This is a genomic window from Dendronalium phyllosphericum CENA369 (assembly GCF_016056275.1).
GTDB classification, from domain to species: Bacteria; Cyanobacteriota; Cyanobacteriia; order Cyanobacteriales; family Nostocaceae; genus Dendronalium; species Dendronalium phyllosphericum.
In genome coordinates this window covers 16,359-37,751 of sequence record NZ_JAECZA010000158.1, presented here as the reverse complement: position 1 = coordinate 37,751, position 21,393 = coordinate 16,359, and the positions used below count along the sequence as shown (strand labels likewise).

Below are 21,393 nucleotides of genomic sequence, written 5' to 3'. Positions count from 1 at the left end.
ATTAACACTTTTGGCTGGTCGCTAGGATTGTCTGTGGCTGGACTATTTGATTCATATTTTCTTCCTTTAAGCGTTTTATTTTGGTAAAGTTAACAAAGATGTTTTACTGATTATATATTCTTTTATTTTCGCTCTCAGCAACAAAATCAATACCTGAAACAACGCTAATTCCTAATATAAATCATGAACCTCGACCTCCAGTTGGCAATAATTCAGCTTTGATTCTTTGCATTGCCAAAAAAAACTTGCCAGTTGATTATAGACAGTGGTAACGATTACGTGATTGCTGTGAAAGAAAATCAGCCAAAACTTGATCGTCATATCCACAACGTTGCTGCTAAAACAAAGCCAACAAGTCGTTATATCGCCACTGAAAAAACAAGGGATAGACTAACAAAGCGAACTGTCGAAGTTTTTCACGATTTGGATGGGATAGACCCAAAATGGATTGGGATTAAGTCTTTAATTCGGGTTGAAAGAGTTGGGACAAGAGGGGGTAAACAATACCATGATATTGCTTGCTACATCAGTAGCCTTATTTGCACGGCACAAGAATTTGCTCAGGGTATTCGCGGTCATTGGGGTATAGAAAATCGACTTCATTGGGTTAAGGATGTAGTTTTGAATGAAGATCGTTCTACTATACATCTGGGTAATCCCCTGGCTAATCTCTCTGTTCTACGAGCGCTCGCAATTAATATACTCCGCCTAAATGGTCACATTTCCATTAGAACTGCCCATAGATTTCTCTCTAATGAGATTGACAAACTCTTTGCCCTTGTGCAATGAAACAGCCCTGCGCCCCAACGGGGCTTTGTCAGTAGAAAACACAACCAACTACTGACAACTGACAAATAACTATTGACTATTAGGACGAAAATTTGGCAACTCTACCGATGACAAAGATGTACGTCCTTTGGGCGGGCGCTCTGGATAAACTACTGGTGAAGGCGATTGATTCTCGTAGGTAGAATTATCATAGGATTCTTGAGGCAACTCAGTCTCTGATAATTCCACTTGATTGACTTGTGAAGTTTTTAACAAATCATTCTCTGGCTCTTCACTAGTTTTCTTAGTCACAGGCAAAGTGAAAGATAACGATGAGTTATTTTCTGATGAAAGGATAAAATCATCCGCTAACGAAGCATAACTAGTGGTGTGCGTGACTTCTCCTTCAGATGCTACCAATTCTTCTTCTGGTGAAGTCTCTGCTTCTTCATCATCCTCAAGGGTTGTTGCCCAAGTTTCCCAGACAGGGACATCAGAGCGATCGCTGTCTACATTTATTGCAACATTAGGCGATGCTGATGATGCAGTTGCAGACTGGGAGGTAAAAAACATTTGGATGAGACTATCTAGCTGCTCATCTAGTTTTGACGATTCCAAAGATGAAATGTTTTCCGGCGTACTTGGAAAATCGCCTTCTGATGTTGTCGGTTCATCAGTTTCTAAAAAGGTAGGTGGTTGAGAGGGAGTAGGCGTGTTTTCTTGATTTGGCCAGTTCCAAGGAGATGATGGATTAGAAGTGGGATAATTACTGCCGTATGAGGGAGGTGGTGAAGATTTACCCCAAGGATAGTCAATTTTATTAGTAAAGGATTCTGGTTCTGCCGACCAAGGTCTGATGGGTTGGACGTTGGGAAATAAAGACCGAGCTTTTTTAGAGAATCTGGTTTGATGGCTGGCTGTCTGGGGAGTATTATTTGCTGTTTCGTCTAGAGAGTCATAGCTAGGAACAGTTGTATCTAAACATTTTTCCAACGCCGCTTTAAATTGCAGCGTCTGGCGTTGTTGGCGCATTAGCCGAGTACGTAGCTCTCGACAAGCATTGTCTGATTGCAAGACCTGCTGAGATTGTTCGTTATAGTTAGTTTGCAGGAGCGCACATTCCCGTTCTAACTGAGCAAGGCGCTGTTGGCTAATTTGTAATTGTGCTTTATAAGTATCGATAAATATTTCTTGACGTTGAACAGTTTGTGTAGCAGTTTCTAACTGTTGAAATAGAGATTGGATCTGTTCTTGAGCTGCGGCCAGTTCTTGAGCTTGTTGGTTAAGCATCGACTCGGTGACACTAGAGCGCCTTTTTTGCCACTCTAAAGCCTTAACTGACTCAGCTAAGTCATCTTGAAGATGCTCTACTTGTTGATATAAATCATTGTTATCAGTACGCAACTCCTGATTCAATGCCAGCAGCTTTTGAAATTCAGCATCAATGAGTGTTTGTTTTTCGTTGTCAGGCTCTGCAACCCAGTCTGGCTGAGTTGGAATTGTCGGGGATGATGCGGCAGCTGGCGGGTCGTGCTGTTTATCTTCTGCTGGTTTAAGGAGCGGCAATTGAGATGCCGTATTTTCAGAAGGCACGACTGAGTAAAAAGGACAGCTTGCCTGCTCCGGTTGTAGTGAATTAGCAGAATTGAGAAATTCCATCACAGCCCTGTTGTTTGAGGTGTCAGCTTCATTCATCACTCTTGACCCACCAACTTAAAATGTTTAGCAATGCTAGCTTTAGCAATGCTGATGTGTTCGCTCAGGGTTGGTTCTAGAAACCAAGTTGAAACCCTAAACACATTAATTAGTGTTCCCCGTTTTGCATCTAGACCTGATGACGTTATAACATTCTGATGTCATCCCCCGTCAACCTTAGTAATGGCGGGGATAATAGTTCAAATGCTACCAATCTACGGATTTCAGTACAGATGCCAAGCAAAGGATTTACGCGGCATTGCGTTGGTAAACATTTAATTGGTAATAGCTTCCCAATACAACTTCATGCGTTAGAGAGATATTAGCACCGTATACAATTAAACAAACATTTTCCTGCCAAAAAATAACTAATTTTGAGAATTAGAATCGGGAGTAGAGGGCAGGGGAGCAGGGGAAGCAGAGGGGGCACAGGAGCAGGGAGATGAGGGAGATGAGGGAGACAAGGGAGACAAGAAATAATAATTACTTCTGCTCCTGACAACTGACTCCTAACTTAGCACTCAGCACTCAGCACTCAGCACTCCTCACTTAGGACTCAGCACTCAGCACTTTTTTAGGGCAACCAACGGGGATGAAATCCCACTAAAGGAAGTTTTTCTGGTCTGATTGAGTTAATAGCGGCATCATTAAGTGGCAATAAAGGCATGAACCATAAGCTACTGGTTGCGATCGCTTCTCCATCATCTGTTGTTAAAGTCTTTGCAGATGATGCATCTGTGTTGGCTTGTGGCTTTACTTGGTCAAATAACAAGCTCGAACCATCGGGCGATATGCTCATTTGTACGTTGCGCTGGTCGATGGGTAGCACTAACAGAGGTTTCTGTTCTCCAGTTTTTAGGTCAATTGCCACTACATAAGGTTGTTCTACGTATTCTGTTTGTGATATCAGTTGTGTCAGCAAGCAGTAAAGGGTGGAAGAAGCGGGAGCGGGATAAAATTGGCAGTCGATAATTGAACCTGGTGTTTTTAACAGGGATTTCTGGATGCCTTGGTTTGTCACCAGAAATAAATCTCGCGTGTAGTCTGTGTTGAATTTCACCATTGCAGCTTGCGAACCGTCTTTAGAAAAAGCTTGCACTAGTCCAAACTGCGGTAAAAAATCTAAAGGTTTATTACCATCGCCTTGTATTGGTAAGATAGCCGCTCCTTGTCCTTGGGCAACTGCTACAGCTTTACTATCAGGAGTGATGATAAAATCTCCTCCTGGTTGGCTTTGCAAGCGTTTAGGAGTGGGTTTTTCTCCTGATTTGTCGCTGGTTGCTGGCATAAACCATAAGCCAAAGTCGTTAGGGTTAGCTTTGTTTCCCCGTTGCACGACAATAGTTTCTCCATCTGGAGACAAGTCAAATTTCAGATTTTGATATTCTTTATTATCTAAAATCAAGTCAACTCTAGCCGCCGGTTGTGCTTGTCCAGATTGATCTGCAATGCCTGTTGTCACTGCGTACAACTGCGCTTCTAGTAAGTCTTGACTCTTGGAACTGCGAGCCGAAAATAAAACTTTATCCCCATCTGGAAATGGTTTAAAATCCATAACAATGAGGTCTTTGGGGGTCAGTACTTTTAGTTGCCCTTGGGTCAAGTTGTAGAGAACTAATTGCCCCTGGTTTTCTGAATCTGCTCCTATGTAAATAATCACGCGATCGCGCGTGCGAAAGCTGCCTGTGAAAGGTTGTATAACCCTATTTTTACCTTCCATAACAGAAAATTTATCTTTCGCTCCCTGCAAATTCACTTGATAATCGATGCCATAGGTTGCCGGCGATTTGAGAGTGTACACCATCCGTCGCCCTGCCCAACTAAATTTACCTTCTACGTCATCTGGATTGATTTTCAAGTTCTCCTCTACGCTTTTTGTGTCCATTGGGCGACTAAACGTCAGAGTAAAGGATAAATCTTCTGCTCCAATTTGTTGATTTTGCCAGCTAAAATCCCGGACGCGAGCTGTTACCACATCACCTTGCATTATCAAAAAACCAATCAGCAGACAAAGCAGCAATATTAGTGCGATCGCCACGCGATCTAGTGGTTGGATAAATGCTTTATTAATAGACATTTGTTAGTTGTTAGTTGTCAGTTGTTAGTTGTTAGTTGTCAGTTATTAGTTGTCAGTTGTTAGTTGTGTTTTGCTACTGACCACTGACTACTGACCGCTGACTAATAACTATAAGGATTCTGAGGTTGAGGAATCTTTTTTAAGGAGTTAGCAGCAATGGTGAGTTGGCGTTTATTTCCTAAATTTTCTGTGGTCATTTGCCCTTCTACTTCCAGCCAAGTATCAGGTGCGTACTTTTCTTGATTATTTGGTAATTTCACGGGCAATCCTACAGGATATGCGTCTGCTGCACAGCAAGATAGGACAAATCGTGCTAAAAACAAGTATTCTTGTCCTAAATCTGGTGGGTGGATGACAAATCCCTGAACTTTGACTTTCTGTCCTGTATATGAATCGGGTTCGGGATAGACATTGAGAGTGCGTACCCAGTCTACCAGCGATCGCTCTTCTGGTCGCACAGAAGCTCGAAAGGCTTGGGGTTTAACGCGTGTAGTTGATACTAGATCGGCTACATCCTGCCGCAGTACCTTGTCACTGGCAAAAACTTGCGGTGTAATAATAAATCCCAGAATTGCTGCGGTTAACAAAAAGCCACTACCCAAACCAGGGGCAAATAAACTTATATGCTGGGTAGTTGGCACAATGTCACGCTGCCGTCGCCGCCAAAGTTCTTGCCCTTTAAAGCAACCAATAAGTATAAATGTTATACCAGTGACTATCACTAACCAAAAGTAACTTGGGTGAATCAACAAGTTAAGTTTGCCAGTTAGCCAATATCTCAACAGCAAAATACCCCAAGCTGTAATTGCGATAACATCCAGCCAAGGTAATAAAAGATTTGGGATTTTCGATTTAGCCATTAGTCATTGGTCAGTTGTCAGATGAGGGAGATGAGGGAGATGAGGGAGATGAGGGAGCAGGGGGAGAATAATAACTGACTCTTGTACAGACAAGGGTTAATCGCGTCTCTCTTGTACTCTTTAACAACTAACAATTAAAGGACATGTAAGTTCAGGAAAAGAGTGAACAAAAGAGTTAATTGTCCTGCTAAAGCAAATAAGTAAAAGACTGTCCGGGGTTTAAAAATAGATAACATCAACCCAACACTTTTGATATCAATCATTGGGCCAAATACCAGAAATGCTAACAAGGAACCACTGCTAAAAGTTGAAGCAAAAGATAGGGCAAAAAATGAATCGACTGTAGAACAAATTGACACTACTACAGCTAATATCAGCATGACCACAATTGAGCTAATGGGGCCAGCACCCAGACTAAGGATTAATTCACGGGGAGCTAGAACTTGAATAGCGGCAGCGATCGCACTTCCTAAAACCATCACACCTCCTAATTCTCGCAATTCTTGGATGCTGTTATCCATTAGTAGGCGTAGTTTATCTGCTAAAGGTTTATTAGAAGAGGCTATAACATTTTCCTGTCCTAAACTAGTATCCATCCGCTGGGGTAAACCTGCTTTTCCTCCTAAGATATAAGTTCCAGATTGCAATAAACTAGGTGTAGATGCTTGGGGTTCTATTTGGTAACGCTTCCCACGGCGTTTGATTTCGGGCTGCGCGGGTAGATTAAACTTTAAATATCGAGCGATCGCAGGTTGGACAATAGGAGTCAAATCTTTTTGAAAACTGAAGACAAAACCAACAATTGTGGCGATTACTAAAGAAAATACAACTCGCAAAACCACTATTTCTGGCTGATCTCGAAACGCCGTCCAAGTTGCCCAAATCACAATTGGGTTAATCGTTGGTGCTGCTAGTAAAAAACCAATCGCTACAGGCGTGGGTACTCCCTGCATCAGCAACCGCCGTGCTACTGGCACATTGCCACACTCACACACTGGTAACAAAAAGCCGATCGCACTGCCTGCTAAAGCACCCAATAGCGGATTTCTAGGCATTCTTTCTACTAGTTTGCGCTCATCAATAAATAACAGCAACACACTAGATAAGAAAACCCCCAGAAGCAAAAACGGCATCGCTTCAACTAGCAGACTCAGAAATATAGTGAAACCATTGTTCAGTTGATTCATGGGCCTCGCAGTCAAAAGCGGTTTGAAGTTTTTAGCATATGCCTAGTCATTCTATCTAAATGGGGATCGAAAGCATGTATGGACAGTTGAGCATTATTGAAACAGCAAATAGGGATTTGGTTTGTAGTGGTGCTGACGCACTAATAACGCTAGCTAGTCACAGATTGTCATTTTACCTGAGTGCATCTACCGATGATAACCATTTTTAAGATTATCCGCTTTCCAAAATAGTTCCAAGTTATTGGGGAAAGCATTTAGTCGCATTATGTTTAATTACATAATATTTATACTTGCTGTAAGTAGGCTACTTAATATGTTAACTTCTATGCATTTTTACAAAGGATTCATAGTTTTTAAACATTTGGGGATCGCTATTGGTTGCTAATAACCGTGATTTTGCCCATTTCTCAAAAAATATAATATAAGCTGTGGTTGGTTTTTACTATAAAAATTGTCAAACTGCAAGTGAAAAATCAAATAAATATAGTCAGTTGTCAGTAGTGAGTTGTTATTCTTGTTTCCCCGGCTCCCTCAGTTCCCCCAGCCTCCCCAGCTCCCCCCGCTCTCTTCAACCTCTGTTGATTGCACAAATACTAACAGAGGCTAGAATATTAGCTTATTCTTTGCCAGTCTTTTTTATACATCAGGGTATCCAGTGCCACAAGAATTTAGTTCCTTAATATCATCGCCAATTTTGTCTGTGGGTAGCGATCGCGATCTCGGTTTGGAATCAACTCTCCAAGAACTGCCAGTGTACAACTTTCAGGTGGAAATTAGTTGCACTGGTGCGGAAGTTGCTAATTATTTGGAAAAATACCCACTGCTACCAGGAGCAATTTTGCTAGAACGAGGAAAATACGTTGGGATGATTTCGCGGCGGCGACTGCTGGAAATTTTGATTCGTCCTTACGGGCAAGAGTTGTTTGTCAAAGAAACGTTAGATGTTCTCTACAGCTATGCGCGAACAGCTATTTTGCTGCTTCCCGATACAACGTCTATTTTGGCAGCGATGCAACATACTTTGAGGCGATCGCCTGAATTTTTAGCAGAACCAATTGTAGTACAAACATCTGCTAATACCTATAGATTATTAGATATGCATGACTTGAATCTTGCTTCTTGGCAAATTCAAGGAATAGAAACTCAGGTGCGATATGAACGCAGCCAAGCCCAAATGATTCAAAATGATAAAATGGCTAGTCTTGGGCGCTTAGTTGATGGGGTAGCACATGAAATCTTAGATCCGGTAGGATTTATTTGGGGTAACTTAACTTATGTTTCTAACTACAGCCAAGACTTATTAAAGTTATTAGCAGTTTACGAAAAAGGTTCACCTCATAATTCTGAAACTATTCAGCAACTTAAAGAAGAAATTGAATTTGACTTTTTAGAACAGGATTTATTAAAAGCACTTAATAGTATTCGCAATGGTGCAGAAAGATTAAAACAGCTTGTTGCCGGGTTACAAAACTTCTGTCATATTGATGAAGTTTTTCCCAAACCGATGGATTTACATGCTGGTTTAGATAGTATTATTTTACTTGTAAAAAGCCGTTTAAAAGGAGAAATTGAAATTATTAGAAATTACGGACAATTGCCACCAGTGTCTTGTTTCATCGGACAGTTAAATCAAGTATTAATGAATATTTTAATTCAATGTGTGGATGCTTTACTCGATGAAGCAGCACGACAGCAACTTCATCCAGAAACTACTAAAACTGTTAAAAAACCTAGAATTGAGATTAATACAGCAGTCATCTCTAAAGAAGCAACCAAACTAAATGCACCAGATTCTCGCTGGATTTCAATTTGCATTGCTGATAATAGTTTGGGGATGTCTCTTCAATCACAACAGCAAATTCTAGAGTCTTTTTCTGTTAAAAAACGGGCTGATAAAGAAACTAGTTTGGCGGTAAGTTACCGAATTATTACTGCAAGGCATGGCGGGAAATTAAATTTCCGTTCTGAAATAGGTGTAGGCACTGAATTTGAAATATTATTACCCTTAGTTTGATGAGACAGCGTTTTTCAGGTAAATGAGGTACACGGGTAAGGGCGCTGTTACGTTCGCCCTTACAATTACCTTTAAGCTTGCAGCAAATGTTCACCACGTTGATAAATTTCTCGTGCGTAGTCAGTCCAAGCGCCTTGTCCCCAATAACGAAAGCAGCTTGTTTGTAGTAACAAGTTGTGTAAGAGAATCTGACGATAATCAGATTTTCTAGTAATGCTTTCAGCAGTGTCAGTAGAGATTAATTTATCGAGTTTTTCATGAAATAAACTACTGAGTTTATTCATTGGTGATAAAACATTTTCATATCCTTGTACCCAACTGATATGATTCGTCCATGAAGCGCCATCCATATGAAAATTGGGATTAATTTGCTTTAATTCTGCAATGGCTTTTTCTACAGCTTCAGGTTGACAATTGTCTGGTGAAACTCGTTGCCAAATTTGATATTGTCCTACTGGCTGGCAAGTTGGGTAATCTTCAGGTTTGCAACCAGCAGCCGCAATTAATTCTAAATATTCTGTACCGCACACCCCAACAACACCAGATTTCCCTCCGCCGTTATGCATCATATCCCACCAAGCTTGTTTGAAAGCGCTAGGAAATTCATTCATCATCACGCCGCCATTTTCACCATCACCGATTTGGCTAACTATTGGTGGCACAAAAATACTACCCAATTTTTGTTTTGATAGAGTTTTGGCTTCATAATAAGGCTGCATCTGACCAACTAATTTAGTATCCGAACCTTGGGTTTTAATCAAGGCTGTGATGCTAATTGTTTCGCCTTGGGAATTTCGAGCAATTAGACGATGTGGTAAATGTTTGGAGGTGAGAGATTCACCATTAATTGTTTCTACAGAATGTTCTTGCACTAGTAGCCAGCGATATCCACATTCTTTAAGCGCTTTGACAAATTCAAATAAGGTATCGGGGTGATTTGGTAAATGCATTTCTGGTGGAGAAAATCCTTTAACTCGCGCTAATGCTTCCCAGCCAAAAATAGCTGCAAAATACTGTTGCCATGCCAGAATGTGCAATTTCATATCTGGTATAGGGGTGGAAGGAATAACAGCATGGCTCCACATTGTACCCAACCACTCGACATAAGGCTGATAGGTAGAATCGCAAGTAATCCTCTTGAGGTTATTGATGACATCGTCGCGTCCCATTTGCCTGAGTCCCCACAACAGATTGCCTGAGTAATCCAACATCACACGCGGATTGCAACCTTGATGGACGAGTTCGGGAATAAATTCCCCCATGCGGCTGTAACAATAGGCAAACGGCCCGGCGTTGTGGTTATCCCCTTCGTTGGGATGTTCAAACATATATTGCAGATGGCTGATCAGCGAACCACCAGATCCAGCTGGTATAGTCGGCTGGTGCATGTGTAAGGCGATCGCAAATACTGCATTCACATCCTCTAACTTTATATTGGTTGAGGGTAAGAATATAGGTGCATCTTGGTTGACGACAGAGAGAACTTCTTTCTCCCATCCAGAAATATTTGGCAAGCCATCAATAATTTCTGGCAAATCTATGGTATTTAAGGACAGCATGAAGGATAAAAGCTGAAATTTTATGTTTACACTCTACCGCTTTATCTTGAGTGCAGACGTGAATTCTAATTAACTCCGAAGATTTGAGCTTAACAAGCACAGACGAGGCGATCGCTTCCAAAGATTTACAACGTTTTTCAGGTAATTGTAAGGGCGCTGTTACGTTCGCCCTTACAATTACCTGTACTCACTCAGAACTTCAGTGCAGACACCAATGAATCTATTCTGGATAGCCGCCAAAAATTATTGAAACGCTGGATTCGATTTAATAAACTCGGTTTTTCGTCAAGCTGCGGCTTGCTTGGCGCTGGTGGTGTTGCCATCTGTAAAATCATCTCTAGTAACCACGGGGCAAGGCGTTGACACCACACAGCTAAATGGCTTTGCCATCCGACTAAAATTTCTGGTGCATCTGTTTGCAATCCCGCGATTAATGCTTTAGCTACTTGTTGGGGAGTCATCGGGATCGTCCAGCGAAACAATTTTAAGTCGCGCACCATGTCTGTGTCGGTGAGGGAAGGCAGTAATGCTATTACCCGGATATTGTATTGGGCTAGTTCTCGGCGCAAAGCTTGGGTAAACCCTAAGATTGCAAACTTCGTGGCCGAATAAGTCGCCATTGTTGGTGCAGCTACTTTCCCCATTAAGCTCGATACATTGACAATTGTCCCTTGCCTTTGGCTGGCCATGCGTTTAGCTATCAGGCTGGTAAGGGTGTACATGCCTAATAAATTCACAGAAAGTTCTTCTTGCACTTGGAACAGTTTCGCTCGCAGAAATGAGTTTTGGTATGCTACGCCCGCACAATTAACCAGTAGATGAATCGGGCCATAACTGCGCCAAACTTGGGCAACAGCAACGTTTACCTCTATTGGCTTACTTAAATCCACTACTACGATCGCAACTTCCACACCCATAGCCTCAATTTCACTGGCTACCTCGGCTAACTTTTGGCGATCGCGTGCTGTCAAGATCAGCCGCTTCATGCCTTGTTGCGCTAGTGCTAAAGCGATCGCTCGTCCAATACCACGGGAAGCCCCCGTAATTAGAGCAACTTTGTCTTGAATATTCATCGGTTTTTACCTCCAAAATCTCTGTCTTACCGTACTCTTAGTTATTACCGACAAACCACAGCTACTTGCATCCTGGTCAGGGTAAGACACAATCAATTGTCATTGAAATTAAAACGTAAGTCTTTGGCAACGATACATTCTTGGGCTAATCTGCATTTTGCTCATACAAATCAGATTAACCTCGTTTCCCAGATTGAAAATCAACGCTTCACACAATTGGCTGAATGGATATAGCTCATAGGTATTACCTCTCTTATGTTTAGAGCACTCACCAGTATCGCTGCCATACACACGTTAACAATTAAATCAAGCTATTGCAATATTTTTTAATAAGTATTTCTTAATACTTCTTGTGAAGAAGTATATATATAAGAAATAATTTAGCTAATAAGTTTTTATGAATACCACTAGATAAATATCGAAATTTCTTGACAATCAGTAAAAAAATCTGTAATAACCTAATAATTGTTACATCTAAGTCATAGTTATGATGTAAAAAAGACACATAGTTTGGGAAACATTGCAGAGTCGATTGTCGTCAGCATTCTCAACAAATTCATCTCATGAGTACTCCCAGCCATGCCATCCTCGATCTATTTATTTTTAAGAAATAGATAAAAATTTTAGCAAGCTCTGCAATTTTTACTACTCAATCTTGCTGAATATTTTTATTTTTCAATTTGAGGATTTTTCTGGACATCAGCAGTGCTAGATTGACTCAACAGCGCAAGCTTGCTAATAGTTACAAATCATCTTGACATACTTATGACACAGCTTTGACCTATATCTAAGTTACTATCCTAAAGAATAATTCGTCAGCAATACATTTATTAGATCGGTCTGCTTGTAACGATTTGATGCAAGCATATTTTGTTGTGAAATTTTATTTCTCAAATGGAGTTTTCTATGAACGCTCTACTTTTTTCTCAAAGCTTACTAGGATTAGCAAGCAGATCATTTTTAGTTTGTTCGTCTCAATCAACAATGGCAGTTGCGACAACAAGGAGAGGCTCCAAGATTGTAATGCCTCCCCAACTTTACCAGCTTTTTCAACTTGCTATAACTAACGCGGGGTAGGGAGCAATTGAGGTGATGATTTGGTTGACTTAGGAAGAGGTTGATTTATTGCTTGAGCCAATTGATCTGCGGTTAGCGACTTTAACAAACTGAGATTGAGAGGAGCTTGACTAATAAATTGAGCATAAGATGGCTGTAAATAAGAGCGGTATTCCGGGCGGTTGAGCAGATGAGTTTCTAAGAAAGCTACACTTAGGGCTTTGAGATAAGAATATACAGGTGTAGGGTCAGGGCCGAGCAAGCCAGCTGGCACAGGTAATACACCTTTATTAGCGGGAGATTCTGCAATGGCAGTAAAGTGAGTAGCGTTTTCAATGATAGCTAGGTACTTATTAGGATTAGCAAGCCATGTGAAAGGGCGAATCTGCTCGGATACTGGTGGAGCAAATATATCTTGGCTACCAGCCACCAGCATCGCCGGAACTGGAATTTGACCGATCCCGGTTTGACCCAAAACCGAACTATCAATAGGATTAATCGCAATGATGGCTTTAATGCGATTGTCGTTGAGTGAGTAATTTTTTTGAGTTAAGTCAGCTGCTTGACATTGCAAAATCAACGACAAATTCAACGATGAATTATTCGGAGTGCAGTCTCGTCGGAGTTTGTTAAAGTTAATTTGCGCTCCAGCTAGAGCCAAAACAGTATAACCTCCATATGACTGACCGATCGCCCCGACTTGCTGAAAATTTAGTTTCCCTCGCAGGGCGGGATCGAACTTTTCCCGGCGCTGGAGTTCATCGAGGAGATATTTAATATCCAAAGGTCGATTGATAAATTCTTTGGCATCTGGTGGGGCGGCTAAACCTGCAAAATATTGCTGAATGCGTTCGGCGTTACTACCAGGGTGTTCCAGTACAGCAACCGCAAACCCATAAGATGCTAGATGTTCGGCCAAGTAGGCAAAGGCATAGCGGTCTGAGGCGATACCATGAGAAATCACAACTAAGGGAAAGGCAGATCCTCCCTCTGGTGCGGCTTTAGGTAAATAGAGATCGACTGGTAGACGGCGATTGCGAGAAACGTCATTCAGTTGCAAGGATTGTTTCTGCCATTGAAATTTTCCAGGCGATCGCAAATCTGGTTGTAGAGAGAAGTTAGCATTAGAATTGGCAGCTTGAGCGCTGGCTTCTTTTTGCACAAAAGCAATCACTTTATCCCTTGTTTTGAGCAAATCTGACAAGTCACCAACTATCTTTAGCCCTTCTGTGAAATTCAACCGCACAGTTTCGCTAGGATACCTGCGTAACAAGTTCACAATTGTCAAACCTTCTTTATCAGCAGCAGCCACAATCAAAGCACCGCGCAAAGCATAGAAACCATTTTTGCGAGATTCTGTCAGCACCAAATTTCCCAGACGCTCCATTAACCTTTCACCTATAGGCGAGTAGGTAACTTGAGATACTAAAGTTGGCGTGATCTTGAAACGCTGCTGGAGTAGTTCCCGCAGTTGAGCGAGTTGTTCGGGAGTCGCGCGGCTGGCATAAAATCTCAAATCATCGTTGATTTTGCCTTCTTTAGCAAACTTTTCTAGCGAATTCACAGACAACGAAAATTCGCCAAAGGGAGGGTAAAAAAAGCTGATGCGTTCAGCACCCAGCCCAGGAGTAGCTGTCAAAAACGTAGATAGCAGACCTAAACTTAGATATTTCAAAAATTTTTTCATCAGCAAAACCCGCAATCTACGCCCTCCAAATAAGTTTGGCTGGGGAGGAAAACGGGGCGGGATCTGTGCCGTTTTCCTATTTACTAGATTTACATATATCAAAAAAGTTATGAGTACATTAAAGCAAGTACTTACATTCACAATCTTTGATATACGCAATAACTTGCGCTGAAATCTCAATCAGATATTTTGTGTATCTTATACTACATTAACTCTACTTGACATCCCTATGAACATTATTAACAAGCTTCCTGTCTGGAATTAAAGTATAGGCAGCACATTTTTCATGCAAATTAAATGAGCAATGCGATAATAGATATAGAGAGCAAAGTATCCAATATGTCGTTACCTTCATGCGCTTGTAGTGTTGTTGTCCTGAACCAACAGCAGGAGCAAAACATCTCCCACCAAAACAAGTGTCAGGGCGAGCCAGTTCACCACAGCAAGAGCGCGGTTAAAAATTGTACTGTAGTTGAAAACGGTCGCGTTGTAGTTAAACCGTTGCAACAGCCAGTCAATGAGACTGGCGATGAAGCTTAGTTTTTTGGATTCTACCGATCTCCCGATCGGCTAATCTGCCTTTAAGTTGCACAATCTTTTGCCTTAGAAAGACGCGGTGAGGAAGTTGCGGTAGTTGCTTGGATTTGTTTTGGCTCGGCTGGGGACAATGTAAGCAAACAAAATACCCCCATTTTTTGTGGGGGTAGGAGTTCGTTAATGAGTTGTGGATGTAGAATCCGATAATTTAGGTTCGATATAAATCTTTCGGTATATGTGACCATCTTAGCAGTTGGAAATTTGAGCGTTAAGAGCGATCGCTAACTCTTGAAAATAACTTCATCACAACTAAATAAGCTCCTGTGTTACTGATTATTCGACTAAACTTCAAATTTGGACAAAATAATCTAGAGTACTTAACCAAGGTAGTCCAGACATTTAGTATGGCTGAATCAGACTTGGTATAGTAGCCCAGCTGATTAAAAATTTTATACACAGATCGCCGCAATTTTCAATTTCAAATTTTTCAATAAATTGCAATAATTCTTTTATAGCCGTAGTCATATAGGTTAGGACAATATTAATAGCTCAAAGCCACCAAGCAACTGGGTTTTCACTCAGCACTCAGCACTCAGCACTCAGCACTTTGCTATAACTGAGACATAAATTTCAAAAATAGAGTCGAGCTAGTATCCCTTTGGCAGAATTATTTAAGTATAAAAGCGCAAATAAATATAATTATGTAAGATGAACTAGCTGAAAAACTTTTTTCTCCTACCTCTATATCAATGATTGAGTTTTATTTAGCTTGTAAAACTTTATCAATTTATTTGGGAACCATTAACCTGTAAATCAAGATAATCTTAAAATTTAAGTAGTTCCATCACTTCTACCTATTTTACTTTCATTAATTTTCTATACAACTGAAATAATGCTAACGCTTCCTGGCTATATTCCTACTGAAACCTTGTGCGAAGGTACTTCCAGTATTATTTACCGTGCTATTAAACAGATAGATGAAACTTCAGTCATCATTAAAGTTCTCAAAGCTGAATATCCTACCTTAGAAGAGTTAACTACACTCAAACACGAATATAAAATCCTCAGCAGCTTGATAGATATTGCCGGAGTCATCAATACCTTAGCTTTAGAAAAGCATCAAAACGGATTAGCATTGGTTTTAGAAGATTTTGGAGCTATATCGCTAAAAAATTTCATAGATTTACATAAATTATCATTGAAAGAGTTTTTAATAATTGCTATTCAACTAGCAGCAGCTTTGGCAAGTATTCACGAGCTTCAAATTATTCATAAAGATATTAAGCCCCAAAATATTGTTATTAATGCAACCAATTTAACTATTAAACTTATTGATTTTAGTATCGCCTCACAGTTATCTAGAGAAAATCAAACTGTGAGTAACCCTAACTTAATAGAAGGCACTCTAGCCTATATGTCCCCCGAACAAACCGGGAGAATGAATCGGTCAGTTGATTATCGCACCGATTTTTATTCCTTGGGAGTCACCTTTTATCAAATGCTTACTGGTTTGCTACCGTTTGATAGTAAAGACTCGTTAGAAATTATTCACTCACACATTGCAAAAACTCCAGCTTCACCTCATGAAATAAATTCAGAAATCCCCCTGGCAGTTTCTGAAATTGTGATGAAACTATTAGCAAAGACGGCTGAAGATAGATATCAAAACGCCTTGGGATTAAAAGCAGATTTAAAATTGTGTCTCCAGCAGTTAGAAAATAACGGTCAAATTACTGAATTCACTATTGGTCAACTAGATTTATCCAGTCAATTTATTATCCCGCAAAAACTTTATGGTAGAGAAGCAGAAGTAAATATCTTATTAGATGCTTTTGAACGTATTAGTAACGGCAAAATAGAAATGATGCTGGTATCTGGATACTCTGGAATTGGCAAATCTTCTTTGGTAAATGAAATTCATAAGCCAATTGTCCGCCAGAGAGGATATTTTATTTCTGGTAAGTTTGACCAGTTTAAACGGAATATTCCTTATGCTTCATTAATTCAAGCTTTTCAAGAATTAATGCGACAACTGTTAACAGAAAGTCTAGAATCATTAGAAAATTGGAAATCTAAACTATTAACAGCACTTGGTCACAACGGACAAATCATCATAGATGTGATACCAGAAGTAGAACGGATTATTGGTTCTCAGCCTGCGATACTACAATTAGGAGCAATAGAATCACAAAATCGTTTTAATCGGGTATTTCAACAGTTTATTCATGTCTTTACTAAACGAGAACATCCCTTAGTTTTATTTTTAGACGATTTACAGTGGGCAGATTCAGCCTCTTTAAAGTTAATCGAGCTAATTATGACCGATTCGGACAGCGAATATTTATTATTAATTGGAGCTTATCGCGATAACGAGGTCAGTGCGACTCATCCTTTAGTTTATACCTTAGAGCAAATTCAGATAGTTAGGAATACTATTAATAATATTGTTCTCAGAAGTTTGAATATTGACTGTGTTAATCAGTTAGTTGCTGATACTTTACGTAGCAGGAGCTTAACAGTTAAATCGCTAGCCAAAATAGTATTTCACAAAACCCAAGGTAATCCCTTTTTCTTAACCCAATTACTCAAATATCTCTATCAAGAGAATTTTTTAGTTTTTAATTTTTTGGAAGGTATATGGCAATGGGATATTGAGCAGCTAAAAGATATTAATAACACAGATAATGTTGTCGAGTTAATGGTCAGCCAAATTCAAAAGCTTTCACCAGAGACAATTAATGTTTTAAAAATAGCGGCTTGTATCGGAGATAAGTTTACTTTAGAAGTTTTAGCAACTGTTAATCAAACAACTCAGTCGGAAACAGCAGCAGATTTATGGAAAGCTCTGCAAGCAGGTTTAATTTTGCCCTTAAACAATTCCTACAAAATCCCCCTAGTGTTTGCTCAAGAGGAAATAGAAAACGGGGTAGATACAATAGGAAGATTAATTAATATATCTCAAACAATCACATATAAATTCTTGCACGATCGCGTGCAACAAGCTGCGTATTCTCTAATTCCTAACGAACAGAAGAAAGCAACACACCTGAAAATTGGTCAATTATTGCTACAAAATACCACATCAGAGGAACGCAAAGACAAGATTTTCGCACTAGTTAATCAACTCAACTATGGTGCGGAATTACTTACTGCTGAGTCCGAAAAATGTGAGCTAGCAACATTAAATTTGATAGCAGGTCAAAAAGCAAAAGTAGCAACAGCCTATGATTCATCTGTCAAATATTTAAATTTTGGTATAGACCTCTTAACAGCAGATAGCTGGGAAAGTCAATATCAATTAACACTAGCACTATATGTAGAAACAGTAGCGATTGAATATCTCAACACTAACTTTGAAAGGGCTTCACACCTTAGTAGTGTTGTGATAAAAAATGCTAAAAATTTACTTGAAAAAGTCCCAGTGTATGAGACACAAATTCAGTTTTATATTGCTCAAAATCAAATGCAAGCAGCAATAGATACTGCTTTGGATATTTTAAATATTTTGGAAGAACCCCTACCTCAAATGCCGGAAGATCCCAGTATTTTGGTACAGTTACTCGATCCAGAAACTATTTTATCTGGAAAGAGTATTGAAGAGTTAGTAAATTTACCGCAGATGAGCGATAGCTATAAAATTGCTGCGTTACGGATATTAGTAACGGTAATACCTTCTGTTTTTGTTGCTGCTCCCCATTTATGTCCTTTGTTCATCATCAAAATTGTTGATTTATGTGTCAAATACGGTAATTCACCTGCATCTGCTTATGGGTATGCCCTATATGGGCTAATCCTTTGTGGAGTATCTTCTAACCTTGAATCTGCATATCGACTTGGTAAATTAAGCTTAAAGCTATTGGATAAAATTAATGCTAAAGAATTCAAAGCGAAAATATATGCAGTCTATAATTTTTTTGTTAGACAGTGGAACGAACATTCAAGAAATACAATAGAGCCTTTTCAGGAGGGTATTCAAAGTGCTCTAGAAACTGGAGATATAGAGTTAGCTTGTCGTGGCGCTACATTTTATTGTAACTCTATCTTTTTTATGGGTGAACCTTTAAAAAAAGTTGCTCAAGAGCAAAATAAGTATTTAGCCATGATTCGGAAATATAACCAAAAATTTGATATAGATTATACCAGAATTTGGATACAAGGAGTTGATAATTTAAGAGGTCATTTGGCAAAACCAGAATTATTGATAGGAGTATTTTTTAACGAACAAACAGACTTAAATATATTGATTAATACTAAAAATCATATGGCTTTATTTTCTTATTATATTCTAAAGAGTCAGCTATATTATTTATTTAAAAATTTTAAAATGTCACTTGAATATGCTAAATTAGCATTTCAATATACTCACAGTTTAGCGGGCATGATACACATTGCCCAAACTAATTTTTACTATTCTCTAAATTTATTGGCTTTGTATAACCAAGTTGAGCCAAAGCAACAAGAAGAGTATCTTAGTCAAGTATCAGCTAATCAGCAAGAAATGGAAAGATGGGCAGATTACGCTCCAGTAAATTTTCAGCATAAATATGAGTTAGTAGAAGCTGAGAAAGCACGAATTTTAAAACAGTATGAGAAAGCAGTTGATTATTATGAACGAGCCATTATAGGAGCAAATAAGCAGGGATATATACAAGAAGAAGCCTTAGCAAATGAATTAGCCGCTGAGTATCATTTGTCGTTAAGCAGAGAGAAAATTGCTAAAATTTATATGACAGATGCCTATTATAGTTATATGGGTTGGGGGGCTGTTGCGAAAGTCAAAGATTTAGAAATACGCTATCGAAAATTAATTACGATATCGTCAAACGCACAAAAGCTAGAAACGAATTACCAAGAATTTACTCAGGAAAATTCCACAATCATCAAAGGTACTCACAATCTCGATTTTATGACAGTGATGAAAGCTTCTCAAGCTCTTTCTGGTGAAATTGTTTTGAGTAAGTTGCTAGCTAAATTAATGCAAATTGTACTGGAGAATGCTGGCGCTCAAACTGGATATCTAATTTTAAAAATAGATGGAACTTTACTAATAGAAGCCCAAGCAACAGTAGAATCTGATGATGCGATCGTTATGCAATCAAAGCCAGTAATGACTAGCCAGGAATTGCCTATATCTGTAATTAATTATGTAGCTAGAACTCAGGAAAATGTCTTATGTAGTCAGACAATTTGTGAAGGAATTTTTGCGAAAGATCCCTATATTGTCGAGCGCAAACCCAAATCATTATTATGCACGCCGCTTGTCCACCAAGGAAAACTGAGTGGCATTCTCTACTTAGAAAATAACCTGACTACCGAAGCATTTACATCTGATAGATTAGAAGTTTTAAAACTTTTATCTTCGCAAGCAGCAATTTCTATTGAAAATGCTCGTCTCTATAGCGATTTAGCCGCAGCTAATGCCACTTTAGAAGCTAAAGTGCAAGAAAGAACTCAAGAGTTACAAGAAAAAAATGTGCATTTGCAAAAAGCAGAAGCAACAGCCCAATCTGCTAATCGGGCGAAAAGTGAATTTTTAGCAAATATGAGTCACGAACTCCGCACTCCCTTAAATGGGATTTTAGGTTATGCCCAAATCTTACAACGAGATAAAGATTTAACTAGTTCCCAGAAAAATGGTATAAATACTATTTATCAGTGCGGCGATCACCTTTTAAACTTAATTAATGAAGTTTTAGACCTTTCTAAAATAGAAGCGCGAAAATTGGAACTACATCTTACAGAGTTTCATTTTACCAAATTTTTAGAAGGGATTGTCGAAATTTGTCAGATTCGCGCTCAACAAAAAGGTATTTCTTTAATTTATCAATCAACAACTAACTTACCTCAAGGAGTGAGAGCAGACGAAAAACGACTGCGGCAAGTTTTAATTAATTTATTGGGTAATGCAGTCAAGTTTACTGAAAAGGGTGAAGTTACTTTAACAGTTGGCTATCACAATCATCAAATTCGGTTTCAGGTGGAAGATACAGGAGTCGGTATGGCTCCAGAACAATTACAACAAATATTTTTGCCTTTCCATCAAGTAGGTGAAAAGAATCGCAAAGTAGAAGGTACAGGATTAGGGCTATCTATTAGCCGTAAATTGGTGCAGATGATGGGAGGAGAAATTCAAGTTGAAAGTACATTAGGTAAAGGAAGTATTTTCTTTTTTGATTTAGAGTTGCCTGAAGTTGAACAATCTTTAGAGGCGGTGAAAGCAGTAACGTCAAACATTATCGGTTATCAAGGTCGTAAACTCAGAATTATTGTTGCCGACGATAAATTAGAAAATCGGTTAATTTTAGTAAATATGCTAGCGCCATTTGGATTTGAAGTATTAGAAGCAGTTGATGGTCAAGATTGTTTGAAGAAAGCGGTACAATGGCAGCCAGATTGTATATTAATGGATTTGATGATGCCAACAATCAGCGGTTTAGAAGCAACTCAAAGATTAAGGCGATCGCCAGAAATTAAAGACATTATAGTCATAGGAACTTCTGCTAGTGTTTTTGATTTCGATCGCCAAAAAAGTCAGGAAGTTGGTTGTAATGATTTTCTTCCTAAGCCAGTGCGAATATCGGAATTATTAACTAAACTGCAAGTATATTTAAAATGCGAATGGATTTATGATGAAGAATCACAAAAAATTGCAAATTGTCAAAATATTATCGAACAAAGTTTGATATTTCCGAGCAATGTAGAAATATCTAGTTTGTTAGCTTTAGCTAGTAAAGGAGACATCAAAGGAATCATTGAAGAAGCCAATCGCTTGGAAAATTTAAATTCTCAATATATTCCCTTCTCTCAAGAACTGTATCAATTAGCGAAGGGATTTCAAGTAAAAAAAATTCGTGAGTTTCTCAAAAGCGCTGGGAGTTAA

Annotated in this window: 11 protein-coding genes; 4 read left to right on the top strand and 7 right to left on the bottom strand. The window is 39.2% G+C overall.

All coding sequences use genetic code 11. The features are described 5' to 3' along the window. Positions 1 to 231 precede the first annotated feature (231 nt). Positions 232 to 789, top strand: coding sequence for an ISAs1 family transposase (locus I8752_RS21420; RefSeq protein ID WP_225895814.1), 558 nt, complete (start codon positions 232 to 234; stop codon positions 787 to 789). 69 nt (positions 790 to 858) lie between these two features. On the opposite strand, the gene I8752_RS21415 is transcribed toward I8752_RS21420, so the two are convergent. From I8752_RS21415 to I8752_RS21400, 4 genes are all read right to left on the bottom strand, one after another. Next, positions 859 to 2,463, bottom strand: coding sequence for a hypothetical protein (locus tag I8752_RS21415; RefSeq protein WP_214434303.1), 1,605 nt, complete (start codon positions 2,461 to 2,463; stop codon positions 859 to 861). A 574-nt stretch (positions 2,464 to 3,037) separates the two neighbouring features. Beyond that, positions 3,038 to 4,540 (bottom strand): Ig-like domain-containing protein, encoded by a 1,503-nt coding sequence (locus I8752_RS21410; protein WP_214434302.1) that lies wholly within the window; start codon positions 4,538 to 4,540, stop codon positions 3,038 to 3,040. 101 nt (positions 4,541 to 4,641) lie between these two features. After that, positions 4,642 to 5,400, bottom strand: coding sequence for a TIGR03943 family putative permease subunit (locus tag I8752_RS21405; RefSeq protein WP_214434301.1), 759 nt, complete (start codon positions 5,398 to 5,400; stop codon positions 4,642 to 4,644). A 134-nt stretch (positions 5,401 to 5,534) separates the two neighbouring features. Further along, positions 5,535 to 6,587 carry a permease gene (locus I8752_RS21400; RefSeq protein WP_214434300.1) on the bottom strand — a complete coding sequence of 351 codons (1,053 nt, stop codon included), beginning with the start codon at positions 6,585 to 6,587 and terminating at the stop codon, positions 5,535 to 5,537. Positions 6,588 to 7,242: 655 nt separating this feature from the next. Here I8752_RS21400 and I8752_RS21395 point away from each other — a divergent pair. Further along, on the top strand, positions 7,243 to 8,601 hold the full coding sequence (locus I8752_RS21395; RefSeq protein ID WP_214434299.1) for a sensor histidine kinase: 1,359 nt from the start codon (positions 7,243 to 7,245) through the stop codon (positions 8,599 to 8,601). A 71-nt stretch (positions 8,602 to 8,672) separates the two neighbouring features. On the opposite strand, the gene I8752_RS21390 is transcribed toward I8752_RS21395, so the two are convergent. From I8752_RS21390 to I8752_RS21380, 3 genes are all read right to left on the bottom strand, one after another. Beyond that, complete coding sequence (locus tag I8752_RS21390) at positions 8,673 to 10,160, bottom strand: glycosyl hydrolase family 57 (protein ID WP_214434298.1); 1,488 nt, start codon at positions 10,158 to 10,160, stop codon at positions 8,673 to 8,675. A 191-nt stretch (positions 10,161 to 10,351) separates the two neighbouring features. Then, positions 10,352 to 11,233, bottom strand: coding sequence for an SDR family NAD(P)-dependent oxidoreductase (locus I8752_RS21385; RefSeq protein WP_214434297.1), 882 nt, complete (start codon positions 11,231 to 11,233; stop codon positions 10,352 to 10,354). Between the two features lie 1,063 nt (positions 11,234 to 12,296). Beyond that, positions 12,297 to 13,976 carry an alpha/beta hydrolase gene (locus I8752_RS21380; RefSeq protein ID WP_214434296.1) on the bottom strand — a complete coding sequence of 560 codons (1,680 nt, stop codon included), beginning with the start codon at positions 13,974 to 13,976 and terminating at the stop codon, positions 12,297 to 12,299. 339 nt (positions 13,977 to 14,315) lie between these two features. Here I8752_RS21380 and I8752_RS21375 point away from each other — a divergent pair, with 339 nt between their 5' ends. Both I8752_RS21375 and I8752_RS21370 read left to right on the top strand, forming a co-directional pair. Then, a complete protein-coding gene (locus I8752_RS21375) occupies positions 14,316 to 14,516 on the top strand; it encodes a hypothetical protein (protein ID WP_214434295.1) in 201 nt (66 codons plus the stop codon). 886 nt (positions 14,517 to 15,402) lie between these two features. Next, the gene (locus I8752_RS21370) at positions 15,403 to 21,393 is read left to right on the top strand and encodes an AAA family ATPase (RefSeq protein ID WP_449757750.1); all 5,991 of its coding nucleotides are present in this window, start codon (positions 15,403 to 15,405) and stop codon (positions 21,391 to 21,393) included.